Source organism: Betaproteobacteria bacterium (genome assembly GCA_009377585.1).
Taxonomy (GTDB): Bacteria; Pseudomonadota; Gammaproteobacteria; order Burkholderiales; family WYBJ01; genus WYBJ01.
In genome coordinates this window covers 21,970-46,257 of the sequence record WHTS01000011.1, presented here as the reverse complement: position 1 = coordinate 46,257, position 24,288 = coordinate 21,970, and the positions used below count along the sequence as shown (strand labels likewise).

Sequence of the window (24,288 nt, the reverse complement as noted above, 5' to 3'; positions counted from 1 at the left end):
TCTGCGCCGAGCGCGACATCACGGCATGGGGCGGCTGGCGCAACGGGCTCGCGCGTGCGCGCGCGGCGAGGCGAAACGATGAGTTGCATGTCCTTGGCGAACCTGGGAGAGAGTAGATGAAACGACGCGAATTCATGACGCGATCCGCAGCCGCGGCCGCCGGTCTCGTGGTGCCGTTGCCGCTGCGGGCGCAAAGCGATCGGCGCAAGGAGCTCTTGGTCGTTGCGAACGAAACGGGTCCGAATTCCCTCGACATCCATACCGTCGGGGCGAACCGGCCGGCTTATGGCGTGTCCTGGGTCTGTTACGACCGGCTGCTCACGTTCGGGCGCAAGCAGATGCCTGACGGCAGCTCGATGTACGACCACACCAGGCTCGAGCCCGAGCTCGCCGAAATCTGGCAAGTGGCATCTGGAGGGATGTCGGCCACCTTCAAGCTGCGCAAGGACGCAAAGTTTCACGACGGCGCGCCGGTCACTGCGCGCGATGTGAAGTGGTCGTTCGAGCGCATGGTCAGCGTCGGCGGTTTTCCCACCTTCCAGATGAAGGCGGGCTCGATCGAGAAGCCGGAGCAAGTACTTCTTCTTCTGGTGCTATCACGGCCAGAACGCGGTGTTCAACACCATGAGCTATCGCAATCCGGCGATGGACAAGCTGATCGATGCGGCGCGCTTCGAGTCCGACCCCAGGCGCTATCGGGAAGACGTGCAGGGTTTCATCGCCCTGGCCTTCGCGGACGTGCCGCGCATTCCGATCGCCCAGCCCAATTGCGACGTCGCGATGCAAAAGAACATTCGCGGCTATCGCTACTGGTTCCACCTGCAGCCCGACTATCGCGATATCGCCAAGGCCTGACATGTCGCAGGGGAAACGAGGCGTGGTGAGGCCATGACGAGGTTGATCGGCGAGCGCCTGCTCGGCGCCATCCCGAACGTGATCGGCGTGGTGATCGTCACGTTCGTGCTCACACGCGCGCTCCCCGGCGATCCCGCCGCCTATTTCGCCGGTCCGGCGGCGACCCAGGAAGCGATCGAGCAGATTCGCGTCCATCTCGGGCTCGACAAGTCGCTGCTGCACCAGTTCGGGCTGTACCTGAAGGAGCTCGCGCGCGGCGACCTCGGCACATCGCTCTCGACCGGCCAGCCGGTGCTGCAGGAGATCGCCACGCGCCTGCCAGCCTCGCTGGAGCTCACCTTGTGCGGATTGGCGCTCGCGCTCGCGGTCGCCGTTCCGCTCGGCATCCTGGCCGCGACCCGGCCCGGCTCGTGGCTGGATCACCTGTGCCGCATGCTGGCGACGGCCGGCGTATCGCTGCCGACCTTCTTCACCGGCTTGCTCCTCGCCTACGTGTTCTATTTCCTGCTCGGCATCGCGCCCTCGCCCCTGGGACGCATCGACGTGGCGTTCTCGCCGCCGCCGCACCTCACCGGTCTCTATCTCATCGACAGCCTGCTCGCGCGCGACTTCGAGCTGTTCGGCGCTGCCGCCTCCCAGCTGCTGCTGCCGTCGATCACGCTGGGGTTGTTCGTGATGGCGCCGATCATGCGCATGACGCGCGCATCGATGCTGGGGGTGCTGTCGTCGGATTTCATCCGCACGGCGCGCGCGTCGGGGCTTTCGCGCGCGAAAGTCCTGTACACCTATGCGTTGCGCAATGCGCTCCTGCCCGTGGTGACGACGCTCGGGATGGTGTTCTCCTTCCTGCTCGGATCGAACGTGCTGGTGGAGAAGGTGTTCGCCTGGCCCGGCATCGGCTCCTACGTAATCGAGGCGCTGGTCGCTTCCGACTATGCCCCGGTGCAGGGCTTCGTGCTGACGATGGCGCTGGTCTACGTGGCGCTCAATCTCATCATCGATCTGCTCTACGGGGTGATCGATCCGCGGGCGAGCCTCGAAGGCTGAGCGCGGGGGCTTCGACATGGACATGCGCGCATCGACCCTAGCGGCCGCGGTTGTTGCGGCCGCCGCCACCCCGGGCTGGCGTGCGACCTGGCGCCACGTGCGCTATGTCGCGACCGAGAACCCGGTGACGCTGGGCGCGTTCGTACTCTTTCTGGGCTTCGTCGTGCTGGCGCTGTTCGGACCCTGGATCGCGCCGTACGATCCGCTCGCATCCAATACCCAGTCCGCACTGCAGCCGCCGTCGCGCAGCCACTGGTTCGGCACCGATGCGCTCGGGCGCGACATCCTGTCGCGCATCGCCGTGGCGACCCGACTGGACTTCGGCATCGCCGTGTCCGCCGTGGCTGCTTCGTTCGCGCTCGGTTCGCTGCTCGGCTGTATCGCCGGCTTCCATGGCGGCTGGGCCGACCGCCTCATCGGCCGACTCGCCGACACCATCATGGCGTTTCCGCTGTTCGTGCTGGCGATGGGAATCGTCGCGGCGCTGGGCAACACCGTGGCCAACATCGTGCTGGCCACGGCGATCATCAACCTGCCGTTCTACATCCGGGTCGCGCGCGCCGAGGTGAACGTGCGCCGCAACGCGGGCTACGTCGAGGCCGCGCGCCTGGCGGGCAATTCCGACGCGCAGGTGCTCGCCCTGCACGTCTTTCCCAACGTGCTGCCGCCGATGATGGTGCAGATCTCGCTCAACATGGGGTGGGCCATCCTGAACGCGGCCGGATTGTCGTTCATCGGTCTGGGCGTGCGCCCGCCCGATGCCGAGTGGGGCGTGATGGTGGCCGAAGGCGCGACTTTCATCATCTCCGGCGAGTGGTGGGTGGCGCTGTTTCCCGGCGCGACGCTGATGCTGGCGGTGTTCTGCTTCAATCTGCTCGGCGATGGGCTGCGCGACATGATGGACCCGCGGGGGCGAACGTGAGCGAAGCGAACGACTTTCCCTTGAGCGCTACCGCTCCGCCGTTGCTTGCGGTGCACGAGCTGAGCCTGGAGTTTCGTACCCGCTCCGGCAGCGTGCACGCGCTCGAGAACGTCGATCTGGACGTGGGCAAGGGCGAAACGGTGGGCATCGTGGGCGAGTCCGGCTCGGGCAAGTCGGTGCTCGCGTTCGCCATCCTGCGCATCCTCGACCCGGCGGCGCGCATCACGGCCGGGAGCATCCGCTTCGGCGGCCTCGACATGCTTGCTGCCAATGAGTACACGCTGCAGGAGGTGCGCGGGCGCGAGATCGCCATGATCTTCCAGAATCCGCGCACGGCGTTGAACCCGATCCGCACGGTCGGCCGGCAGCTCGAGGACGTGCTGCGGGCGCATACCACGGCGCTGCCGGGACAGTTGCGGCAAAGGGCGATCGAGTGCCTCGCCGAGGTACGCATCCCCGATCCGCAGCGGCGCTATTCGGCCTATCCGTTCGAGCTCTCGGGCGGCCAATGCCAGCGTGTCATGATCGCGCTCGCGGCTGCCTGCAAGCCTTCGCTCTTGATCGCCGACGAGCCGACCACCGGGCTCGACGTGACCACCCAGGCCGCGATCATGGGGCTCCTGCGCGAGCTGGCGCGCGAGCGGCGCATGGCGGCGATCCTGATCACGCACGATCTGGCGCTGGCCTCGGAGTATTGCGACCGGATCGTGGTGATGCACGCGGGTCACGTGGTGGAAACGGCGCCGTGCGCGCAGCTGTTCGCGCGTCCGCGGCCTCCGTATACGGAGAAGCTGATCGCCTCGATCCCGGGTCCGCGGCGAACGCTCGACTCGCTCTGCTCGATTCCCGGAAACCTGCCCGACCTGCGCCGCGGCGATCTGCCGAGCTGTCGCTTCCATGCGCGCTGCGAGCGCGCGTTCGAAGCGTGTACCAGCACGCAGTTGCGAGCGCGCGCGGTCGGCGAGCGACACGAAGTGCGCTGCCTCAATCCGCTATGAACCTGCTCGAAGTCGTCTCGCTCGAGAAGCGCTTCCCGGTCGGCAAGGCGTCCGTGCGCGAGTGGCTGAAGCGCCGCGGGCCGCGGCCGGTATCGAGCCTGCACGCCGTGGATGGCGTGAGTTTCACCATCGTGCCGGGAGAAAGCGTCGGTCTCGTCGGCGAGTCCGGCTGCGGCAAGTCGACGCTGGTGCGGCTTATCACGCGCATGCTCGACGCGAGCGAGGGCGACATCATCTTCCAGGGCCGCAACATCGGCTTCATTCCGGCCAGGCGATTTTCCGCATCGGGCTTGCGGCCGAAGATCCAGATGGTGTTCCAGGACCCGACCGACAGCCTCGATCCGCGCCAGAGCGCATTTGCGATCATTGCCGAGCCGCTGCGGCGCCTGAGCGATCTGCGCCATGCCGCCACCATCGCCAATCGCGTTTGCGAAGCCGCCGAGCAGGTGGGACTGCCGCTGGAGCTCCTGAGCCGGCTTCCGCACCAGCTCTCGGGGGGCCAGAAGGCCCGCGTCGGCATCGCGCGCGCCATCGTATTGCGCCCGCAATTGCTGGTGCTCGACGAGCCGACCGCGGCGCTCGACGTGTCGGTGCAGGCGACCATCCTGAAGCTACTGGACACACTGCGGCAGCGGCTCGCCATGAGCTATCTGTTCGTCTCGCACGATCTCAATGTCGTGCGCATGGTGTGCGACCGCGTGCTCGTCATGTACCTCGGCCGCATCGTCGAGCAAGGGCCCACTGCGAGCCTCTTCGAAGCACCGGCGCATCCGTACACGCGTGCGTTGCTGCAGGCGATCCCGGTCTTCGGCGGTACGCCCGCCGGGCGCCGGTTGCTGCCCGGCGAACCGAGGAGCCCGATCGATCCCGATCCGAACGTGTGCCGCTTCTTCGGTCGTTGTCCGCGCCAGGCGGAGCGTTGCCGGGTCGAGGCGCCGGCGTTGCGCGAGCTCGATGAAGGCCATCACGCGGCCTGCCATTTCGCCGGCGAACCGGACTAGCGAGCCCTCCCTCACCCCGGAGGGAGAGGGGAGCGCAGCCCGGAAGCGACTCGTCAGGCAATTTGCGGAGAATCGACCAAGCTCATTCCCGCTGCGCGCCCGGCCGGCCGTCCTCGACCACGAAGCTCGCCTGCGTCGCAATGCCGGTGTCTTGCAGCTTCTCGTTCTCGATCCCGCGCAGGCGCACCTGGCAGAACTGCGCCGTGACGTCCATCACCACATAGCCGCGCCGCTCACTGCTCACGAACCGGACGTGCGGATTGTCGGGCAGCAGGGCGGCGTTGCGCGCCTGGGCCCAGGCCTGCGAGCTGATCGACGTGCCGCAGAATTCGGTCGCCACCGTGGGCGCCTCGGGTCGTGCGAAGTCCTGCTTGAGATCGCACACCCAGTGGCTGTGCACGTCGCCGCCGATCACCAGCACGTTGCCCGGCTTGCGCTCGGCGACGAAGTCGAGCAGGCGCTTGCGCGCGTCCGGATAGCCGTCCCAGGAGTCGGTCCAGTGCGTGACCCCGGGGCCCGGGGTGCGATCGAGCTGCGCCATGAACGATTGCTGCCCGAGGATGTTCCAGCGCGCCGGCGAGGCGTCGAGCCCGTCGCGCAGCCACTTTTCCTGCGCCGGGCCGAGGAGCGAACGCTCGGGGTCATTGCGCTCCGGGCAGGCGATATCGTCGACCACGCTGGAGCCACCGCCGCGATTGGGGTTGGGGCAGACCTGGATGTGCCGGTATTGGCGGTCGTCGAGCATGTGGAAGCTGGCGAGCCGGCCCCATGCGAAGCGCTCGTAAAGCCGCATGGCGGGGCCGCGCGGCAGCATGGCGCGCTCGAGCGGCATGTGCTCGTAGTAGGCCCGATAGGCCGCGGCGCGGCGCTCGACGAAGTCCGCCTGCAGGTACTGGCCCTGGGTGTCGGCGTAGTCATTGGAGACCTCGTGGTCGTCCCAGGTGAAGAGCCACGGCGCTTGCGCGTGCATGGCGCGCAGATCGGGGTCGGTCTTGTACTGCGCGTGCCGGTTGCGATAACCGATGAGCGTGGTGGCCTCCGGGCCGGAGTGCATGCGCACGTGGTTGCGGCCCCAGCTCGATTCGTAGATGTAGTCGCCGAGGAATACGACCAGGTCGAGGTCTTCCGCTGCCATGTGGCGATAAGCGCCGTAGTAGCCCTGCTCGAATTGCTGGCAGGAGGCGAACGCGAAGCGCATGCGCTGCACGGCCGCCGTGGCCGCCGGCGCAGTGCGCGTGCGCCCGACCGGGCTCACGGCATCGGCCGCGGCGAAGCGGTACCAATAGAACCGATCGGGGTTCAGGTCGCGCAGTTCGATGTGCACGCTGTGGGCGGTCTCGGGCGTGGCACGCTCGGTGCCACGCCGGACGATGTCGCGGAAGCCTTCGTCGCGGGCGAGCTCCCAGTGCACGTCGACGGCCTCCGCAGACATGCCGCCGGCATGGAGCGGGTCGGGTGCGAGCCGCGTCCACAGGACTATGCCGTTCGGACGAGGGCAGCCCGAAGCGACGCCGAGTGTAAAAGGGCATTTTTCGAACCGCGCCGCCCGGGCCGGGCGTGCGCTCGAGGGTGCAAGCACGCCGGCCGCGGCCAGCGACCAGGCGGCCGCGAGCAGGCGGCGGCGCAAGGCCGAGGGTGCACGTTCGGAAGTCATGGTATGTCGTTGTTCGGAGTGGGCAACGTCATGGTACCCGATCCAGCATGGCGTTTTCGTGACTATGACTTCCGGCGGAGGCGCCCGCGGGCGTTCACGGTAAACTAGGCCGGAGTCAATTAGCGTGCGAATCGAAACGTCTCCTTGTCCGATCCCATCGACCACGTCTTCCTTTCCGACGGAGCGCTTGCGCGCGCCGTTGCCGGCTACCGCCCGCGCGAGGGCCAGATCGCGTTCGCGCACGCGGTCGACGAGGCCATGCGCAACTACGGTGTCCTGGTGGCCGAAGCGGGCACGGGGACCGGCAAGACGTTCGCATACCTGGTTCCCGCGCTGCTCTCCGGGGCGAAGGTGATCATCTCCACCGGCACCAAGACGCTGCAGGATCAGCTCTACCACCGCGACATCCCGATGGTGCGCGCGGCGCTGAACGTGCCCGTTACCGTGGCGCTTCTGAAGGGCCGCGCCAACTACGTGTGCCGCCATCATCTCGACCGGGCTCGCAGCGAAGGCCGCTTCGCGAGCCGCGACGGCGTGCGTCATTTGCACGCGATCGCCGCATTCGCGCTGCGCTCGCGCAGCGGCGATAAGAGCGAGCTGGCCGAAGTCCCCGAAGACGCTTCCGCGTGGTCGCACGCAACCTCCACCCGGGAGAACTGCCTCGGCTCGGACTGTCCGCAATACAAGGAGTGCTTCGTGATGGAAGCACGCAAGCGGGCGCTGGAGGCCGACATCGTGGTGGTGAACCATCATCTGTTCTTCGCCGACCTGGTGCTGCGCGACGAAGGGGCGGGCGAGCTGTTGCCCGCGAGTCACGCCGTGATCCTGGACGAGGCGCACCAGCTGCCGGAGACCGCGAGCCTGTTTTTCGGCGAGAGCGTTTCGACCGCGCAATTGCTGGAGCTCGCGCGCGATGCCCGGGCGGCAGCGCTCACGCACGCCCGCGACTTCGCGCCGCTGCTACCCGCGACTCAGGCGCTGGAGAAGTCGGCGCGCGATTTGCGGCTCGAGTGTGGCGAGGCGCCGGGGCGCGTTCCGGCGCGAGCGATCGCGCAGCGCAGCACGTTCGCAACCGCGCTCGACGCGGCGCAGAAGGCGCTCGAGACGCTCACCGACCTGCTCGCGGCCCAGGCCGAGCGCTCGGCCGATATCGATCATTGCCGCAGCCGTGCGGCTTCGCTATCGGAGCGGCTGCAGCGCTGGCGCGAGGGCGACAGCGCCGAACAGGTGCGCTGGCTCGAGGTCTTCGCCCAGTCGGCGGCGCTGAATGCAACCCCACTTTCGATTGCCTCGATCTTCCGCCGTCAGGTCGAAGGCGGCGCGCGCGCATGGATCTTCACTTCGGCCACGCTTTCGGTCGGGAGCGACTTCAATCATTTCTGCGGCCGCCTGGGGCTCGACGCATGCACCACCGCGTGCTGGCCGAGCCCGTTCGATTTCGAGCAGCAGGCACTGCTTTATCTGCCGCGCAACCTGCCCGAGCCCAATACGCCGCACTACACGGCCGCGGTGGTCGAGGCGCTCGTGCCCCTCATCCGGGCCGCCGGGGGACGCACGTTCTGTCTGTTCACCTCACTGCGGGCGATGCGCGAGGCGCGGCGGCTCCTCGGGGAAGCGTTTGCCCGCGAGGGTCTGGATTTTCCGCTCCTGGCCCAGGGCGAGGGTTCGCGCAGCGAGCTGCTGGAGCGCTTTCGCAGCCTCGGCAATGCCGTACTGGTCGGCAGCCACTCGTTCTGGGAAGGCGTGGACGTGCGCGGGCAGGCGTTGTCCCTGGTTGCGATCGACCGCATTCCGTTCGCGCCGCCCGACGACCCGGTGCTCGCCGCGCGCATCGAGCGGCTCGAGCGTGAAGGCGGCAGTGGCTTTCTGGACTACCAGTTGCCGGAAGCGGCGCTGACGCTCAAGCAAGGGGTGGGACGCCTCATTCGCGACGCATCGGATCGCGGCGTGATGACGCTGTGCGATCCGCGCCTGCTCACCCGCGGCTACGGGCGGCGCATTCTCGCCAGCCTGCCGCCGATGCGCCGCACGCGCGAGGGTGCCGAAGCGGCCGAGTTCCTGCTCGCGCTGCACGCCGTGCCGGCTTCGGTTCGATGATCGACTGATCGCGCTGGCGAGGGATTCGCCGCGCCGCTAAAGATCTCCGGCATCGTGCCGATTCAGTGCCTTAGCGCCCGATCCCATAGTCGCGCGCGCATCACACATATCACCAGGGCCTGGATTCGGTCGGAGAAACAGTGAAGAATTTCCTGACTTTCATGGATGGGCCGCTGCAGGGCACCATTCTGCAAGCCGAATACGCTCCGGAGCTGGTCGCCCTGTCGTATGTCGTGGCTGCATTTGCCGCGTATACCGCGCTGGACTTCACGGCCCGTGTACATCAGAGCAGCCGGCTGCGGGGCAGTGCGCTCGCCTGGCTGGCCGGGGGCGCGACCGCGATGGGGTCCGGCATCTGGGGCATGCATTTCATCGGCATGCTGGCGTGGCGGCTGCCGCTGCCCGTGGCCTACGACGTCTCGATCACCCTGGCCTCGCTGGCGGTCGCGATCGTGCTGTCCGGGTTCGCTCTGAGCCTGGTGAGCCGAAAAGCCCTGCCGACCGCGCGCCTGCTCGGTGGCGGCATCTTGATGGGCCTGGGCGTGGTGACGATGCACTACACCGGAATGGCCGCCATCCATATGGAGGCGATGCTCGCCTACAGCCGGGGCTGGTTCACGCTTTCGGTCCTGAATGCGATCGTGTGCTCCACGGTCGCGCTATGGCTGGTATTCCGGATCGGGGCTGCCACCACGTCCTTGCGCAATGACGCATTGAAGGTCGCCGCGGCCCTGTTCATGGGGTTTGCGATCGCAGGCATGCACTACACGGCGATGTACGCCGGCGTATGTACCTCTGCGCAGCCCGTCGGCGATGCCATCGCACCGATCGATCCGGGCCTGCAGCGCCTGGTGGTCATCGGGGTCGCACTGCTGATCGGCAGCGTCGTGGCTGCGGTCTGGGTGCAGAACCGGGTGGTCAGCTCCCGCCAGCGGGCGAGCGAGCGGCGCCTGGCGCTCATCATGGACAACGTCCCGGCGATGATCGCCTATGTCGACGCGGCAGAGCGCTACGGCTTCGTCAACAAGGCGTTCGCGCAATGGGTCGGCTGCGAGCAGGACGACATCATCGGGCGCAAGACGGGCGAAGTGCGGCAAAACGCCGGACACGCCGATATCGGTCCGGACCCGGAGCATGGCCTGCACGGGCTTGCACCGATCGAGCTGCTGCGGCTGCGCAAAGGCAAGCGGATTCGCTACGAGCGCCATGCCGCGGGTGCCGGCGGACAGGATCGCTATGCGGATATCGAGCTGCTGCCCGAGCTCGACGACGCCGGTATCTTCAAGGGCTATTACCTGCTCGCGACCGAGGTGACGCATCGCAAGGCAGCCGAGGAAGACCTGCGAGCGGCCAAGGACGCGGCCGAAAACGCGGACAGGACCAAGTCGCGTTTCCTCGCCTCGATGAGCCACGAGATTCGCACGCCGATGAACGGGGTGCTCGGGATGGCCGAGCTTCTGCTCGGCACGCATCTGGACGAACGCCAGCGCCGGTTCGCGGATGCCATCCATCGCTCCGGCAATGCGCTCCTCGGCATCATCAACGACATCCTGGATTTTTCCAAGATCGAGGCCGGCCGGCTCGAGCTCGATCGCGCCGAGTTCGATCTGCACGAGCTTTGCGGCGAGGTGATCGCGCTGCTGGCGGAGGCAGCGCAGGCGAAAAAGGTTCGGCTCGTGTGCGACTTCGATCCGGCGCTGCCGCATGCCTTCGTCGGCGATCCGTTACGCATCCGTCAGATCCTGACCAACCTCGTCGGCAACGCCGCCAAGTTCACCGAGCGCGGCTCGGTCACGGTCGAGGTGCGGCCCGCGCCGCCGGAAATGCTGCGCACGCCCCCCGAGGAGGGCGAATGCGGTATCTACGTCAGCGTGCGCGATACCGGCATCGGCATGGACGACGAAACGATCCAGAGACTGTTCACCGCGTTCACCCAGGCCGACGCCTCGATGACGCGTCGCTTCGGCGGCACCGGGCTCGGCCTGGCGATCAGCAAGCAGCTCGCCGAGATGATGGGAGGCGCGATCGGAGCGCAGAGCCGGCCGGGCGAAGGCTCCACGTTCTGGTTCACGCTGTGTTTGGGCGCAGCCGCGGCGGGCGCGAATCGACCGTTGCGCGATGCGCAACTCGCCGGCCTGCGAGCGCTGATCGTCGAGGACAACCCGACCAACCGCTCGATCCTCGAACATCAGCTGAGCGTCATGGGAATGCGGCTCGATGCCACGCACAACGGCGAGCGCGCGCTCGAGCTGTTGCGCACGGCGGCTGCGTCCGGCTCGGCATACGACCTGGCGCTGGTCGACCGCAGGATGCCGCGGATGGACGGTGTGCGGCTGGTCGAGGAGATCCGCCGCGAACCCGCCCTGAGCGGCCTCAAGACCGTCATGCTGAGCTCGCCGGATTGCGCCGGCGAGATCACCGAGGCACGCGCCGCCGGCGTCGACGCCTATCTGGTGAAGCCGGTTTCGTTTCCGCAACTGGCCCGCACCGTTCGAGGCGTTTTCGGCATGGCGGACAACCCTGCGCCCGAATTGCAAGCACGCCCGCAAACCATCTTTCGCGGCGTTTGCGTGCTGCTGGCGGAGGACAATTTCGTCAATCGCGAGATCGGCGTCGCCATGCTCGAAGCGCTCGGCTGCGCGGCCGATTGTGCGGGCAACGGGCGCGAAGCGGTTGCGGAGGCAGCCGCGCGCTATTACGACCTGGTGCTGATGGACTGCCAGATGCCGGAGCTGGACGGTTTCGCCGCCACTAGCGCGATCCGCGAGCGCGAAGCGGCGGGCGAGTTGCCGGCCGCCGATGGCCAACCTGCGCCGCGGCGGCTGCCGATCGTGGCGCTCACCGCCAATGCGATGCGAGGCGATCGCGAGCGCTGCCTGCAAGCGGGCATGGACGACTATCTCGCCAAGCCGTTCAGCCAGGACCAGCTGCGCGAGCTGCTCGAACGCTGGGTGCAGCCGCGCGACGACGAGGGAACCAGCACCGACGCCGCCCACCGGGGCGAGGTCGCGGTCGAAGGGCCGGTGCTCGATCCGGCCGCGCTGGATGCGATTCGCGAGCTGCAGCGGCCGGGTCAGCCGCAGCTGGTCGCGCGCATCGTCGGCGCCTATCACGAGGAATCGCCCCGGCTGCTATCCGAGCTCAAGCGTGCGGCGCAGGCGCAGGACAGCGACGCGCTGGCACGCGCGGCGCACAGCCTGCGTTCCTCCAGCGCGAATCTGGGTGCGTCGCGTCTCGCCGTGCTGTGCAAGCAGCTCGAATCGAGCGCCCGCGATGAGCGGCTGGCCGGCGCCGAGGGCCTGCTCGAAGCGCTCGAGAACGAATACCGAAAAGTATCGGCGGCGCTGCGCGAAGCGGCCTGAGCGGCATCTTCGCGCGCTACCCTTCACGCAACGCGTTCGCCCGATGCTTTAGCTAGCCCAGCATCTTTGGCGCGCCCCTGCGCGCGCCCTTCGCGCGATTCCTTGCGCGCCTGCGCGCCTGGACGCTTGCGTCCGCAACAGCGTATCCTTCGCGAGCCGCATACACCCGGGGAGGGACATGACGTGAGCGCCGATCGATCGCAGCCTAAGGACGATCCAGCCATCGCAGCGCCGCCGCTCGGATACGAGCCGGTGCCGGATATCTTCAAGCTGCCGGTCGGGACCAATTTCGGCGCCTGCTCCAGCGTCGCGGTCAACTCCAGGGGCCACATCTTCGTGTTCCATCGCAGCGCCCAGGCGCTGCTGGAGTTCGATGCCGAGGGCAGCTACCTGCGCACGCTCGTGCAAGGTGTCTTCACGCGCCCGCACGGCTTGCGCATCGATGCGCAGGACTACATCTGGGCCACCGACGGCGCCTCCAACATCGTGGTCAAGATGGATCCGAACGGGCGCTTCGTGATGGTGCTGGGCGTGAAGGACAGCAGCACCGAGTGGCACCAGGCGGGTCACCTGCGCTGCTTCGACGAGCCGAACGACATCGCGTTCGGGCCCGACGGCGAGATCTATGTCTCGCAAGGCCACGGCAAGGGCGAATCGCGCCTGCTCATGTTCGATCCGGACGGACGCTTCGTCAAGACCTGGGGCGGCGAGGGCAGCGCGCCGGGACAGTTTCGAGTGCCGCATTCGGTCGTCATGACGGCGGACGGGCAGCTCTTCGTCGCCGATCGCTCCAACGAGCGCATCCAGGTGTTCGATCGCGAAGGCAATTTCGTGCGCGAGTCGCGCCATCCCGGCACGCCGTGCGGGCTGTGCATGTGCCACGATCAGCGCCACATGTTCCTGGCCCACGGTCATGCCGGCAAGATCATGAAGCTCGATCTCAACGGGAAGGTGCTGGGCATTGCCGGCGGCCAGGGCAAGGGGCCCAACCAGTACGGCGAAGCGCACTTCATCGCCGCAGCCAACGACGAGTCCGCGCTCTACATCGCCGATCCGCTCAACTGGCGCGTGCAGACTCTGGTCAAGCGCTGATACCCTGCCGATGGGTATGCCTGTCTTCCCTCTCCCTTTGGGCCCTTAGGGAGAGGGATCGAGGGTGAGGGAAAAATTGCGCGCTGACCTCCCTCCCTTGCAGGGCGCGCATCGGCATGCAGACCGATGCCGTTCGGCCGGCGCGGACCATGGTCCGCGAATTCCCGGCCTCACCCCCCGGCCCCTCTCCCGAAGGGAGAGGGGGGCGCATTGCGTAAAGCGGCTGTCAGGCACTTTCCGGATGCTCAATAAGCGGCGCGTGCCCAAAGATCGTGCGGGCCGGCGCGGGTGATCCGAACCTCGAGTAAGTCGCCGACGCGGGCATTGCGCGCCCCCGAAACGATCACGGTGCCGTCGATCTCCGGGGCGTCGGCATGGCTGCGGGCGATAACTCGGCCGCCCTCGATCGCATCGACCAGCACGCTGAACGTGCTACCCACCTTGGCCTTCAGGCGCTGCGCGCTGATCTGCGCCTGCACGCGCATGAAACGGCTGCGGCGTTCTTCCTTCACGGCTTCCGGCACCGGATCGGGCAGCGCGTTGGCCGCTGCGCCGTCGACCGGCGAATAGGCGAAGCAGCCGACCCGATCGAGCTGCGCCTCGCGCAGGAACGCCAGCAGCTCCTCGAACTCCTGCTCGGTTTCGCCGGGAAAGCCGACGATGAACGTGCTGCGCAGCGTGAGCGCCGGACAGATCTCGCGCCAGCGGCGGATTCGTTCCAGCGTGTTCTCGGCATCGGCCGGGCGCTTCATGAGCCGCAAGATGCGCCGGCTCGCATGCTGGAAAGGCACATCCAGATAGGGCAGGACCTTACCCTGCGCCATGAGCGGAATCACTTCGTCGACGTGCGGGTAGGGATAGACATAGTGCAGCCGCACCCATGCGCCGAGCGATCCCAGCGCGCCAGCGAGCTCGGTCATGCGCGTCTTCAACGGACGCCCGTCCCAGAACCCGGTTCGATAGCGCACATCGACCCCGTAGGCGCTCGTGTCCTGCGAGATGACCAGCAGTTCCTTCACACCGGCCCGAACCAGGTTTTCGGCCTCGCGCATCACTTCGCCGAGCGGGCGGCTGACGAGCCCGCCGCGCATCGAGGGGATGATGCAGAAGGTGCACTTGTGATTGCAGCCTTCCGCGATCTTGAGATAGGCGTAGTGGCGCGGCGTGAGGCGGATGCCCTGCGGCGGCACGAGGTCGGTGTACGGATCGTGCGGCCGCGGCAGCTCGGCGTGCACCGCGCTCATCACCGCTTCGAGCGCGTGCGGGCCGGTCACCGCCAGCACCGAGGGATGGGCGCTGCGCACGACCTCGGCTCTCGCCCCGAGGCAGCCGGTGACGATCACCTTGCCGTTCTCCTGCAGGGCTTCGCCGATCGCCTGCAGCGATTCCTCGACCGCGGCGTCGATGAAGCCGCAGGTGTTCACGATCACGACATCCGAGTCCTGATACGTGGGCGAGACGGCGTAGCCCTCGGCACGCAGCTGCGTGAGGATGCGCTCGGAATCCGAAGTGGCCTTCGGGCAACCGAGCGAGACGAAACCCACGCGCGGGGCAGCGACGGTCATGGCGATACGGAATTCGGATGGATCTGCGGGACTTCGAACGCTGAGCAGTGGTGCGCGCAATCGCGCGCGAAGACGGATGCGCGCGCTACTTGGAATCGTCGTCGTTCTTGGGCTTGTCCGGGCTGTTGGCGGCGGTGGAGAAAGGATTGCCGGGGTAGGCTCCGAACGGCATGCGGGAGAACACATCGCGCGTTTGTTGCTGCAGCTGCTGCTGCATCTGCAGAAAGGCGCTCGCGCTCTGCTCCAGATAGTTGGTCATGAGGCCCTGGATCGTGGGCCCCTGCATCTTCACGAAGTCGGTCCAGGCTTCGGGGTTGAGCATCGCGTTGCGCGACTGCTCCTGCAGCCGCTGCTGGATCTGCATGAAGGTCTGGATGTTCTTCTCCAGGAAGGCGCCCATCATGCCCTGCATGGCGTTGCCATAGAAACGGATGATCTGCGACAGCATGTCGGAAGAGAACATCGGCGCCCCGCACGCCTCTTCCTCGAGGATGATCTGCAGCAGGATCGGCCGGGTCAGGTCCTCGCCCGACTTGGCGTCGACGACCTTGAAGTCGACGTTCTCCACGACCAGCTTCTTCACGTCCGCGAGCGTGATGTAGCTGCTGGTCGCGGTATCGTAGAGGCGCCGGTTGGGATACTTCTTGATGATGCGCTGTTCGCTCATGGGGTTCCTCGGGCTGGCGCGAGCGGCCATGCCGAATAGGGAGGGGGAGCCGGGAGGCGCTGAATAGCAAGCCTATGCGGGCCGGATGATGCAACGCACAAAATGCAATGCACAAGCATGGTGCACAAGCGTGGTGCCTCAGACTGTACCATCTGATTTGACTTGAGTTCAAGGCGCACGCCGCAATGGCTCCCATGGCGTTGCGTCAGGCGCTTGCCGTGCGCTCGGCCGATGCGCGCACATAGCGGCCCGGCGCCGCTTCGATCTCGGCATGACGCGCGTTTCCCGGTTGGCGTGGCGCAGCGGCGAGCGCACCCGAACGCGCCTTCACCCACGCAGCCCAGTGCGGCCACCAGCTGCCGGGGTGCGCCTGGGAAGCGCTCAACCAGCGTTCGGGATCGTCGGCTCCGAACGCGCCTGTGCGGTAATTGCGCCGCGGCGGTTGCGGCGGATTCACGACCCCGGCGATATGGCCGCTGCCGCCGAGGACGAAGGTGACCTCGTCGCCGAGCAGGCGCGCGCTCGCATAGGCGCTGCGCCAGGGCACGATGTGATCGGCTTCGGCCGCGAGCACATAAGTCGGAAGGTCGATGCGGCCGAGGTCGACCGGCACGCCGCACATGCTGAGCGCGTTTGGGCTGCGCAGCGCATTCTCCAGATACATGTGCCGCAGGTAGTACGCGTACATGGGGCCCGGCAGGTTGGCGCTGTCGCTGTTCCAGTACAGCAGATCGAACGGCGCCGGCGTGCGGCCCTTGAGGTAGTTGTCCACGACGTAGCGCCAGACGAGATCGTTGGCGCGCAGGCTCGCAAATGCGCTGGCCAGGCGGCTGCCGGGGAAAATGCCCCCGGTCCCGAGCTCGCGCTCCCGCGCGCACACGTAGGCCTCGTCGATGTAGACGCCGATGTCCCCGGGATCGGCAAAGTCGAGCAGGCTCGCAAGCAAGGTGAGCGAGGCGGCCGGGCGCCGGCGTTTGCGGCGCAGGACGGCGAGCGCGGCAGCAAGCAGCGTGCCGCCGACACAGAAGCCCAGCGCATTCAAGCGCGCTTCGCCGCTGATGCTCCGGACCACTGCGATCGCGCGCACCACGCCGTCTTGGATGTAATCGTCCCAGGCGAGATGCGCGCACGATGCCGCTACGTCGCGCCATGACAGCATGAAAACGGTGAGCCCGTTTTCCACCGCGTAGCGCACGAACGAGTTTTCCGGGCGCAGGTCGAGAATGTAGTACTTGTTGATGCAGGGCGGCACGATCAGAAGCGCGCGCCGGTGCACCTGGGCAGTGAGCGGCCGGTATTGCAGCAGCTCGATCAACTCGTTGCGATAGACCACCGCACCGGGCGTCACCGCGACATTGCGTCCGACCTCGAAGGCACTTTCGTCGCTCATCGACACGCGCCCCTTGGCGGCGTCCTGTAGCAGGTTCGCGAGTCCCCGGGCCAGGCTTTCTCCGCTGGTGGCGAATGCGAGCTGCAGCGCCTCCGGATTGGTCGCGGCGAAGTTCGAGGGCGAAGCCGCATCGGCGAACTGTTGCGCGTAGAACTCGAGCCTGCGGCGGGTGGAAGCGTCGACGTCGGCGAGTGCGATCAGGTCGCGCAGCCAGCGGGTCGTGAGGCCGTAGGACCGGCGCAGATAATCGAACCAGGCGATCTCGCGCCACTCGCGCGCGCGGAAACGCGGATCGGGGTCGGGTTCGGGCAGCTCCGGGCCGGCCAGGCCGGGCGCGGCGAAATGGCGCCACAACGCGAGCCGCTCGGCGTAGTGGCGCTGCTGCAGCGCCTGCATGCGCTCGGGATCGCGGCTGAGCCCAGCAATGAGCGAGCGAAACAGCGCGGCGAATTCGGGTGCGGCGCTAGCGCCCTGCAGCCAATCGGCGCAGAAGCGTGCCTCAGCCGCGCCCAGGGCGGCGCCTCTTGCCGCAACGGTTGCCGCGGCGGTTGCGCCATCGCCTGCGGATGCCGGGTCGCCGGAAGCTCGCGTTTCAGTGGACATGCTGGAACGCGACATGCGCGAGCCCGATGGTCGCGATGCCGATCCCGATCAGCACGATCTGCGCAATCGAGTGATGCAGCTCGGGGCGCTTGTGCAAACCGGGAATGAGGTCCGCCACCGATACGTACAACATGCTGGCCGCAGCCAGGCCGAGCAGGGTGGGAATCCATTGTTCCAGCGTCGACAGCGCCGCATAGCCGACGAGCCCACCGACCACCATCGCCACGCTGGTCAGCATGTTGACTGCGAACGCCTTGCGCTTGCTGTAGCCCGAGTTGAGCAGGATGAGGAAGTCGCCCACCTCCTGCGGCACCTCGTGCGCGATGATGGCCAGCGCCGTGACGATGCCGATCTGCACGTCGGCCAGGAAGGCGGCTGCGATCAGGATGCCGTCGACGAAATTGTGCACCGTGTCGCCGATCGTGATCATGAGGGCGCTGCGGCCATGGTCGTCGGCGGGTCGATCGGGATCGTGCGCCTCGCATCGTTCCTCGTGGCAATGGCGCCACAGCACCAGCTTCTCCAGGACGAAGAAGAGCAGAATCCCGCCCAGCACGGTGGCCGCCATGGTGCGCACGTTCTGCGCTTCGCCGAAGGCGTGCGGCAGGATGTCGAGGAATACCGCGCCCAGCAGCGCGCCGACCGCGAAGCTGATCAGCATGGGCACGCGGGCGGCACTCACGCGCAAGGCGAACGCGCCCGCGGCCAGCGCCGACAGCACGCCGCCCGCCACGCAGGTTAGGACGATCCAACCGAGTATGGGCACGCTGTCGGTTCCTGAGTCGCGTGTTGGTTTGAAAAGGACGAAGGCCAAGCGCGCGCGGCGCGCATGCCACTCTCGGTGGTTCTCTGGGAAACGGCGGATTATACGGGTTGCATCAGGCGCCGCGTTCGCCGATCCAGATCAGCGCGGCCATACGCCCGGTGACGGGGTTGCGGCGATGGCTATAGAAGCGCTCGGGATTGGAGTAAGTGCAAAGCCCGCCGCCATGAACGTGCGTGACGCCGCAGTGGGCAAGGCGCTCACGCCCCAGCCGGAACAGGTCGGCGAGCCACTTGCCCGGTCGCAATGGCCGGAACGCCTCCGCGGCGGCCGCATCGACAGCGCAAAACGCTGCGCGCACTTCGTCGCCCACTTCGAACGCGCTCGGCCCGATCGCCGGGCCGAGATAGGCCATGAGCGCAGCGGGCGCGACCGGCAGCGCGGCGACCGTGTTCTCCAATACGCCGGCGGCGAGCCCGCGCCATCCGGCATGGGCGACCGCCACGACCGTGCCGGCCGCATCGGCGATCAGCACCGGCATGCAATCGGCGATCTTCACGGCGCAGACGACGCCGGGCGTAGCGGTGTACGCGGCATCGGCTTGCACCGCGCTCGTCAGGTCGTCAGCGTGCACGACGCGCGCACCGTGCACCTGCCGCAGCCAGCGGGGTGGACCGGGCAGCAGGGTATCCAGCCGCGCCTTGTTCGCCCGCACCGCGTCGGGATCGTCTGCAGTCAAGTCGCCCAGATTGAAGGTCGCATAGGGGCCAGCGCTCACCCCGCCCGCGCGCGTGGTGATGAAGGCACGCACGCGGGAAGATGCGGGCCAGTCGGGCACGATCCAGTCGGCAGGCCGCATCATTGCGCGTGTGCCGCACGCAGCCGTTCGAGCGCGCCTTCCAGATCGGGCGGCAGCGCGGAGCGAAACCGCATGCGCTGGCCATTCACCGGGTGCTCGAGCTCGAGCCGTACCGCATGCAAAGCCTGACGGCCGATTGCGGCGATGCGCTCGGCCGGCGATTCGCGCCGGCGCCCGTACACCGGATCGCCCAGCAGGGGATGGTCGATGGCAGCGAGATGAACGCGGATCTGGTGGGTGCGGCCGGTATCGAGCACGCATTCGACCAGGGTGGCGTGGCCGAAGCGTTCCAGCGGCGCATAGTGCGTGCGCGCGTCGCGCCCGCCGGCCACGACCGCCATGCGGGTGCGCTGGACGCGATGACGGCCGATCGGCGCATCGACCGATCCGGGCGCAACGATATCGCCGTGCGCGATTGCCTGGTAGATGCGCCCGACCGAGCGGCGCTGGATCTGACGCACGAGCCCGGTCTGCGCGGCGAGCGTCTTGGCCACCACCATGAGGCCACTGGTGTCCTTGTCGAGCCGATGCACGATGCCCGCTCGCGGCACTTGCGCGAGCGCCGGGCAGTGATGCAGGAGCGCGTTCAACAGCGTACCACTCCAGTTGCCGCTGCCCGGATGGACTACCAGCCCTGCCGGTTTGTCGATGACGATGAGCGCGTCGTCCTCGTGTGCGATCGCCAGGGCAAGCGGCTCCGGCCGGTGCGCGAGCGCCTCGGGCGCCGGCGTGGCAGCGACGCGGACGTGCTCGCCGCCCCAGACTTTCTGCTTGGGCTTGGCCACGGCACCGCTTACGTGGACTTCGCCCAGGCGCATCCAGCCGCTGATCCGGCTGCGCGAATGCTGCGGCAGGAGCCGGGCGAGCGCCTGGTCCAGGCGCAAACCGGCCAGCTCGCCGGGGACGGTCAGCTCCAGACTGGCTGGGTCCTCTGTCTTATAATTCGTGGCCATCGCCACAGCCGGGCACGCCACGCCGGCTTGCGCGTCCGACGTCCCGTGAGGTCAATTGCATGCCTGCATCCGTGATTCGAAGCGTGCGTAGTGTAGCCCTCTTGAGCGTACTGCTCCTGGCGGGCTGCGGTACGTTCAAATTCGGGGAAGAGATCGACGAGACCAAGGACTGGTCGGTGTCGAAGCTCTATTCCGAGGCGCGCGCCAATCTGATGGAGCGCAGCTACGCCGAGGCCATCAAGCTCTACGAGAAACTGGAAGCGCGTTATCCGTACGGACGCTACGCGCAGCAGGCGCAGCTCGAGGTTGCCTACGCGCATTTCAAGGAAGGCGAGCCGGCCCTGTGCATCGCCGCCGCGGATCGCTTCATCAAGCTTCATCCCAACCATCCGAACGTCGACTACGCCTACTACCTCAAGGGGCTCGCCAATTTCAACGACGACCTCGGGCTGATGCACATCATCAGCCAGCAGGACTTGACCGAGCGCGATCCGAAGGCTGCGCGCGACGCATTCGAGTCGTTCAAGGATTTGGTGCAGCGCTATCCGAACAGCAAGTACAGCGAAGACGCGCAGGCGCGCATGGCGTATCTGGTGAACGCGCTGGCCTCGCACGAGGTTCACGTCGCCCGCTACTACCTCAAGCGCGGCGCTTACGTGGCCGCGGCCAATCGTGCGCAGGCCGCGCTGCTGACTTATCCGCAGGCGCCCGCCAACGAGGAGGGCCTGCTCATCATGGTGAAGGCGTACGACGCGATGGGTCTGGTGGATTTACGCAACGACGCCGAGCGCGTGATGAACAAGAATTTTCCGAACAGCAAGTATCTGAATGGCGGGGTGACTCGGGACACGCCCTGGTGGGTCATCTGGTAGCGTAGCGCTCAGCTGCACAGCTCGGGACGGTCGCGAAACAGATCCAGCGCCTCGGGGTTCGCTAGCGCCTCGATGTTTTTCACCGGCCGGCCGTGGACCACGTCGCGCACCGCCAGCTCGACGATCTTGCCGCTCTTGGTGCGCGGGATGTCCTCCACCTGCACGATGCGGCTTGGCACGTGGCGCGGCGAGCAGTTGCGCCGAATCTGTTGCCGGATTCGATCGCTCAACGCCTCGTCCAGCGTGAGCCCCGGGCGCAGGCGCACGAACAGCACGATGCGCACGTCGTTCTCCCAGCGCTGGGCGATGGCGAGGCTTTCGACCACTTCGTCCAGTTGCTCGACCTGGCGATATATCTCGGCAGTGCCGATGCGCACCCCGCCCGGGTTGAGCACGGCATCCGAGCGCCCGTAGATGATCATGCCGCCGTGCTCGGTCAGCTCGCACCAGTCGCCGTGACACCAGACACCGGGGAACTTGTCGAAATAGGCGCTGCGGTACTTGGCGCCGCCAGGATCGTTCCAGAACCCGATCGGCATCGAGGGGAAGGACCGGGTGCACACCAGCTCGCCCTGTCCGGCTGCCTTCGGCGTGCCGTCGCCGTCGTAAACCGCTACCGCCATGCCCAGGCCGCGGCACTGGATCTCGCCGCGATACACCGCAGCCAACGGATTGCCGAGCACGAAGCACGCTATGAGGTCGGTGCCGCCGGACATCGAGCATAGCCGCACGTCCGGCTTGACGTTGCGATAGACGTAGTCGAAGCCCTCGGGCGCGAGCGGGCTGCCGGTCGAGAGCACGGTGGTGAGCGCAGGCAGATCGTGCGTGTGAACCGGCGCGAGCCCCTGCTTGGCGATGGCGTCGATGTACTTGGCCGACACGCCGAGTATGGTGGTGTGCTCGTCGCGCGCGTAGTCGAACAGCACCTCGGGGCCGGGATGGAATGGCGAGCCGTCGTAGAGCAGCAGTGTCGCTTCCGAAGCGAGCCCCGAGACCAGCCAGTTCCACATCATCCAGCCGCAGGTGGTGTAGTAGAAAAGCCGCTCGCCCGGCTTGATGTCTACATGCAGCACGTGCTCCTTCATGTGCTGCAGCAGCGTGCCGCCCGCGCCGTGCACGATGCACTTCGGCGCGCCCGTGGTGCCTGAGGAGTACAGCACGTACAGCGGATGATCGAACGGCAGTTGCTCGAACTCGATCGTGCGCGCTTCGTAAGGCGCCATCCATTCGTGGATGTCCACGGCATTCGCAATGCGTGCGAGATCGGGCGAGCGCCGCGTATAGGGCACGATCACCACCTGTTGCACGCTCGGCAGGCGCTGCGCGATCTCGGCGACGTGATCGATCACGTCGATCGTTTTTCCGCCGTAGAAGCAGCCGTCGGCGGCGAACAGGATCTTCGGCTCGATCTGGCCGAAGCGATCGAGCACGCCTTGCACGCCGAAGTCCGGCGAGCAGGACGAGAACACCGCGCCGAGGCTGGATGTCGCCAGCATGGCGATCACGGTGCCGGGAATGTTGGGCATGTAGGCAGCCACGCGGTCGCCGGGCTGGACTCCCGCGGCGCGCAACGCCTGCGCCAGCCGCGATACTTCGGCGTACAGTTCGGCGAACGTCACCTGGCTCGCAACCTGCTCTTCGCCGCGAAAGACGAGTGCGATCGAGTCGTCCTGGCGGCGCAGCAGGTTCTCGGCAAAATTGAGCCGGGCGCCGGGAAACCAGCGCGCACCGGGCATGGCGTCGGCATCGATCAGCACGCGTTCGGCTGTGCGCGTGGCGATCACGCCGCAATAGTCCCAGACCGATTGCCAGAACTGGTCACGGTGATCGATCGACCAGCGCCACAGGGCGTCGTAGTCGGCGCAGGCGAGCCCGTAGCGCTCGTTCGCCATGCGCATGAACGCGGTCAGGTTGGCGCGCGCGGCGGCTTCCGACGTCGGCTGCCACAGCGCAGCATCGTTCATGGCGCAGAATCGTTCATGAGGTGGCGTTGTTCATGACGCAACATCATTCATGACGCAACATCGTTCAGAACGTAGCGTCGTTCATCCGGCGTCCTCGGAACGCAGCAGCGGAAACAGGATCACATCGCGGATACTCGGCGTATCGGTGAGCAGCATCACCAGCCGGTCGATTCCCACCCCTTCGCCGGCGGTCGGTGGCAGCCCGTATTCGAGGGCGCGAATGTAGTCAGCGTCGTAATGCATCGCCTCGTGGTCGCCCGCGGCCTTCTGCCGCGCCTGTTCGCGAAATCGCTCGGCCTGGTCCTCGGGATCGTTCAGCTCCGAGAAGCCGTTGGCGATCTCGCGCCCCGCGATGTAGAGCTCGAAGCGCTCGGTCGACTCCGGATGCTTGTCCGAGCGGCGCGCGAGCGGCGAGGCCTCGGCCGGATAGTCGATGATGAAGGTGGGCTCGAACAGGAATTCCTCGGCTCTTGCCTCGAACAGGCTCAACTGCAGACCGCCGACGCCGTCCGTGGGCCGGTGCGCAGCGCCGATCTTCTGCAGCTCCGCGAGCAGGAATTCCCGCTGCGCGAGCTGCGCCTCGGGATATTCGGGATGATATTTGCGGATGGCGCCCGTCACGGTCAAGCGGTCGAACGGCTTGGCGAAATCGATCTCGCGCCCCTGGTACTGGAAAGCGCTCGTCCCAAGCACGCTTTGCGCGACGTAACGGAACATTTCCTCGGTGAACGCCATCAGGTAGCGATAGTCGCGATAGGCGCAATAGAACTCGAGCATCGTGAATTCGGGGTTGTGCCGGGTCGAGATGCCTTCGTTGCGGAAATTGCGGTTGATCTCGAACACCTTCTCGTAGCCGCCGACCACCAGGCGCTTGAGATACAGCTCGGGCGCGATGCGCAGGTACAGCTCCATGTCGAGCGCATTGTGGTGCGTGACGAACGGACGCGCCGCCGCGCCGCCCGGGATCGGCTGCATCATCGGCGTTTCGACCTCCAGATAACGCCGGTCGAGCAGGTACTGGCGCACGGCCTGGATCGCGCGTGAGCGCTGCACGAAGCGCAGGCGCGAATCATCGTTGGTGATGAGGTCCAGGTGACGGCTCCGATAGCGCGTCTCCTGGTCCGAGAGCCCGTGCCACTTCTCCGGCAGCGGCCGCAGGCACTTTGCCAGTAGACGAAGCTTGCGCACCCGCACCGTGAGCTCGCCCTTTTGCGTCTTGAACAGCACCCCATCGATGCCGACGATGTCCCCGATATCGACCTGCTTTTTGAAGCATTCGTGCTCTGCCTTGCCGGGGAAATTGTCGGCGACGAAGACCTGGATCGTGCCGCTCATGTCCTGCAGATCGCCAAAGGAGAGTTTGCCCATGGTCCGGCGCAGCATCAGTCGGCCGGCAACCTGAACTTCGACCGGATTCAGATCGAGGCTGTCGCGATCGTAGTTGCCGTACTTCTCGAGCAGATCGACAGCGAGATGATTGCGCACGAAGTCGTTGGGATAGGCCAAGCCGGCCTCGCGCAAGCTCTTCAGCTTTGCGCGCCGCTCCGCGATGACGTGGTTTTCGTCCTGGGGGGGGTGTTCGGTTGGCATCGATGATCTCGCGGAGTTGTTCATTACGAATTGT

General features: G+C 66.9%; 17 protein-coding genes and 1 pseudogene. 9 read left to right on the top strand and 9 right to left on the bottom strand.

Features of this window, described 5'->3' with window-relative positions:
• The first annotated feature begins 116 nt into the window (after positions 1-116).
• From GEV05_06125 to GEV05_06105, 5 genes and pseudogenes are all read left to right on the top strand, one after another.
• Positions 117-855, top strand: a pseudogene (locus GEV05_06125) (hypothetical protein).
• Positions 856-888: 33 nt separating this feature from the next.
• Positions 889-1,902 (top strand): ABC transporter permease subunit, encoded by a 1,014-nt coding sequence (locus tag GEV05_06120; protein MPZ42967.1) that lies wholly within the window; start codon positions 889-891, stop codon positions 1,900-1,902.
• A gap of 22 nt (positions 1,903-1,924) precedes the next feature.
• Entirely contained in the window at positions 1,925-2,824 is a 900-nt protein-coding gene (locus tag GEV05_06115) for an ABC transporter permease subunit (GenBank protein ID MPZ42966.1), read from the top strand.
• A 20-nt stretch (positions 2,825-2,844) separates the two neighbouring features.
• The gene (locus tag GEV05_06110) at positions 2,845-3,822 is read left to right on the top strand and encodes an ATP-binding cassette domain-containing protein (protein ID MPZ42965.1); all 978 of its coding nucleotides are present in this window, start codon (positions 2,845-2,847) and stop codon (positions 3,820-3,822) included.
• Entirely contained in the window at positions 3,819-4,823 is a 1,005-nt protein-coding gene (locus tag GEV05_06105; GenBank protein ID MPZ42964.1) for an ATP-binding cassette domain-containing protein, read from the top strand. Before GEV05_06110 ends, GEV05_06105 begins: the two co-directional genes overlap by 4 nt.
• 82 nt (positions 4,824-4,905) lie before the next feature.
• On the opposite strand, the gene GEV05_06100 is transcribed toward GEV05_06105, so the two are convergent.
• Positions 4,906-6,477 carry an alkaline phosphatase gene (locus tag GEV05_06100; GenBank protein MPZ42963.1) on the bottom strand — a complete coding sequence of 524 codons (1,572 nt, stop codon included), beginning with the start codon at positions 6,475-6,477 and terminating at the stop codon, positions 4,906-4,908.
• 144 nt (positions 6,478-6,621) lie between these two features.
• Here GEV05_06100 and GEV05_06095 point away from each other — a divergent pair, with 144 nt between their 5' ends.
• The 3 genes from GEV05_06095 (at position 6,622) to GEV05_06085 (ending at position 13,028) form a co-directional block, all read left to right on the top strand.
• Positions 6,622-8,574, top strand: coding sequence for an ATP-dependent DNA helicase (locus GEV05_06095; GenBank protein ID MPZ42962.1), 1,953 nt, complete (start codon positions 6,622-6,624; stop codon positions 8,572-8,574).
• Positions 8,575-8,714: 140 nt separating this feature from the next.
• Entirely contained in the window at positions 8,715-11,936 is a 3,222-nt protein-coding gene (locus tag GEV05_06090; GenBank protein MPZ42961.1) for a response regulator, read from the top strand.
• Positions 11,937-12,119: 183 nt separating this feature from the next.
• Positions 12,120-13,028 (top strand): hypothetical protein, encoded by a 909-nt coding sequence (locus tag GEV05_06085; GenBank protein MPZ42960.1) that lies wholly within the window; start codon positions 12,120-12,122, stop codon positions 13,026-13,028.
• Positions 13,029-13,273: 245 nt separating this feature from the next.
• On the opposite strand, the gene rimO is transcribed toward GEV05_06085, so the two are convergent.
• The 6 genes from rimO to rluD all read right to left on the bottom strand — a co-directional run bounded on the left by rimO (position 13,274) and on the right by rluD (position 19,828).
• Positions 13,274-14,593: a 30S ribosomal protein S12 methylthiotransferase RimO gene (gene rimO / locus GEV05_06080; GenBank protein MPZ42959.1), complete on the bottom strand. Its 1,320-nt coding sequence runs from the start codon at positions 14,591-14,593 to the stop codon at positions 13,274-13,276.
• Positions 14,594-14,678: 85 nt separating this feature from the next.
• Positions 14,679-15,260 (bottom strand): polyhydroxyalkanoate synthesis repressor PhaR, encoded by a 582-nt coding sequence (phaR, locus tag GEV05_06075; GenBank protein MPZ42958.1) that lies wholly within the window; start codon positions 15,258-15,260, stop codon positions 14,679-14,681.
• Between the two features lie 205 nt (positions 15,261-15,465).
• Complete coding sequence (gene phaC / locus GEV05_06070; GenBank protein MPZ42957.1) at positions 15,466-17,253, bottom strand: class I poly(R)-hydroxyalkanoic acid synthase; 1,788 nt, start codon at positions 17,251-17,253, stop codon at positions 15,466-15,468.
• Complete coding sequence (locus tag GEV05_06065; protein ID MPZ42956.1) at positions 17,243-17,914, bottom strand: ZIP family metal transporter; 672 nt, start codon at positions 17,912-17,914, stop codon at positions 17,243-17,245. Before GEV05_06065 ends, phaC begins: the two co-directional genes overlap by 11 nt.
• A 217-nt stretch (positions 17,915-18,131) precedes the next feature.
• Positions 18,132-18,875 (bottom strand): peptidoglycan editing factor PgeF, encoded by a 744-nt coding sequence (gene pgeF, locus GEV05_06060; protein ID MPZ42955.1) that lies wholly within the window; start codon positions 18,873-18,875, stop codon positions 18,132-18,134.
• Positions 18,875-19,828, bottom strand: coding sequence for a 23S rRNA pseudouridine(1911/1915/1917) synthase RluD (rluD, locus tag GEV05_06055; protein ID MPZ42954.1), 954 nt, complete (start codon positions 19,826-19,828; stop codon positions 18,875-18,877). Before rluD ends, pgeF begins: the two co-directional genes overlap by 1 nt.
• Before the next feature lie 59 nt (positions 19,829-19,887).
• On the opposite strand from rluD, the gene bamD reads away from it, so the two are divergent.
• Complete coding sequence (gene bamD / locus GEV05_06050; GenBank protein ID MPZ42953.1) at positions 19,888-20,700, top strand: outer membrane protein assembly factor BamD; 813 nt, start codon at positions 19,888-19,890, stop codon at positions 20,698-20,700.
• A gap of 8 nt (positions 20,701-20,708) precedes the next feature.
• On the opposite strand, the gene GEV05_06045 is transcribed toward bamD, so the two are convergent.
• Both GEV05_06045 and lysS read right to left on the bottom strand, forming a co-directional pair.
• Complete coding sequence (locus GEV05_06045) at positions 20,709-22,664, bottom strand: acetoacetate--CoA ligase (GenBank protein MPZ42952.1); 1,956 nt, start codon at positions 22,662-22,664, stop codon at positions 20,709-20,711.
• An 81-nt stretch (positions 22,665-22,745) separates the two neighbouring features.
• Positions 22,746-24,254, bottom strand: coding sequence for a lysine--tRNA ligase (gene lysS / locus GEV05_06040; protein ID MPZ42951.1), 1,509 nt, complete (start codon positions 24,252-24,254; stop codon positions 22,746-22,748).
• Positions 24,255-24,288 lie beyond the last annotated feature (34 nt).

What these genes read in the sequence shown, in the direction of transcription:
- GEV05_06120 (MPZ42967.1), top strand. Translation starts at nt 889, where the DNA reads ATGACGAGGTTGATCGGCGAGCGCCTGCTCGGCGCCATCCCGAACGTG.
- GEV05_06115 (MPZ42966.1), top strand. Translation starts at nt 1,925, where the DNA reads ATGCGCGCATCGACCCTAGCGGCCGCGGTTGTTGCGGCCGCCGCCACC.
- GEV05_06105 (MPZ42964.1), top strand. Translation starts at nt 3,819, where the DNA reads ATGAACCTGCTCGAAGTCGTCTCGCTCGAGAAGCGCTTCCCGGTCGGC.
- GEV05_06100 (MPZ42963.1), bottom strand. Translation starts at nt 6,477, where the DNA reads ATGACTTCCGAACGTGCACCCTCGGCCTTGCGCCGCCGCCTGCTCGCG.
- rimO (MPZ42959.1), bottom strand. Translation starts at nt 14,593, where the DNA reads ATGACCGTCGCTGCCCCGCGCGTGGGTTTCGTCTCGCTCGGTTGCCCG.
- phaR (MPZ42958.1), bottom strand. Translation starts at nt 15,260, where the DNA reads ATGAGCGAACAGCGCATCATCAAGAAGTATCCCAACCGGCGCCTCTAC.
- phaC (MPZ42957.1), bottom strand. Translation starts at nt 17,253, where the DNA reads ATGTCCACTGAAACGCGAGCTTCCGGCGACCCGGCATCCGCAGGCGAT.
- GEV05_06065 (MPZ42956.1), bottom strand. Translation starts at nt 17,914, where the DNA reads ATGCTGATCAGCTTCGCGGTCGGCGCGCTGCTGGGCGCGGTATTCCTC.
- pgeF (MPZ42955.1), bottom strand. Translation starts at nt 18,875, where the DNA reads ATGCGGCCTGCCGACTGGATCGTGCCCGACTGGCCCGCATCTTCCCGC.
- rluD (MPZ42954.1), bottom strand. Translation starts at nt 19,828, where the DNA reads ATGGCCACGAATTATAAGACAGAGGACCCAGCCAGTCTGGAGCTGACC.
- bamD (MPZ42953.1), top strand. Translation starts at nt 19,888, where the DNA reads ATGCCTGCATCCGTGATTCGAAGCGTGCGTAGTGTAGCCCTCTTGAGC.
- GEV05_06045 (MPZ42952.1), bottom strand. Translation starts at nt 22,664, where the DNA reads ATGAACGATGCTGCGCTGTGGCAGCCGACGTCGGAAGCCGCCGCGCGC.
- lysS (MPZ42951.1), bottom strand. Translation starts at nt 24,254, where the DNA reads ATGCCAACCGAACACCCCCCCCAGGACGAAAACCACGTCATCGCGGAG.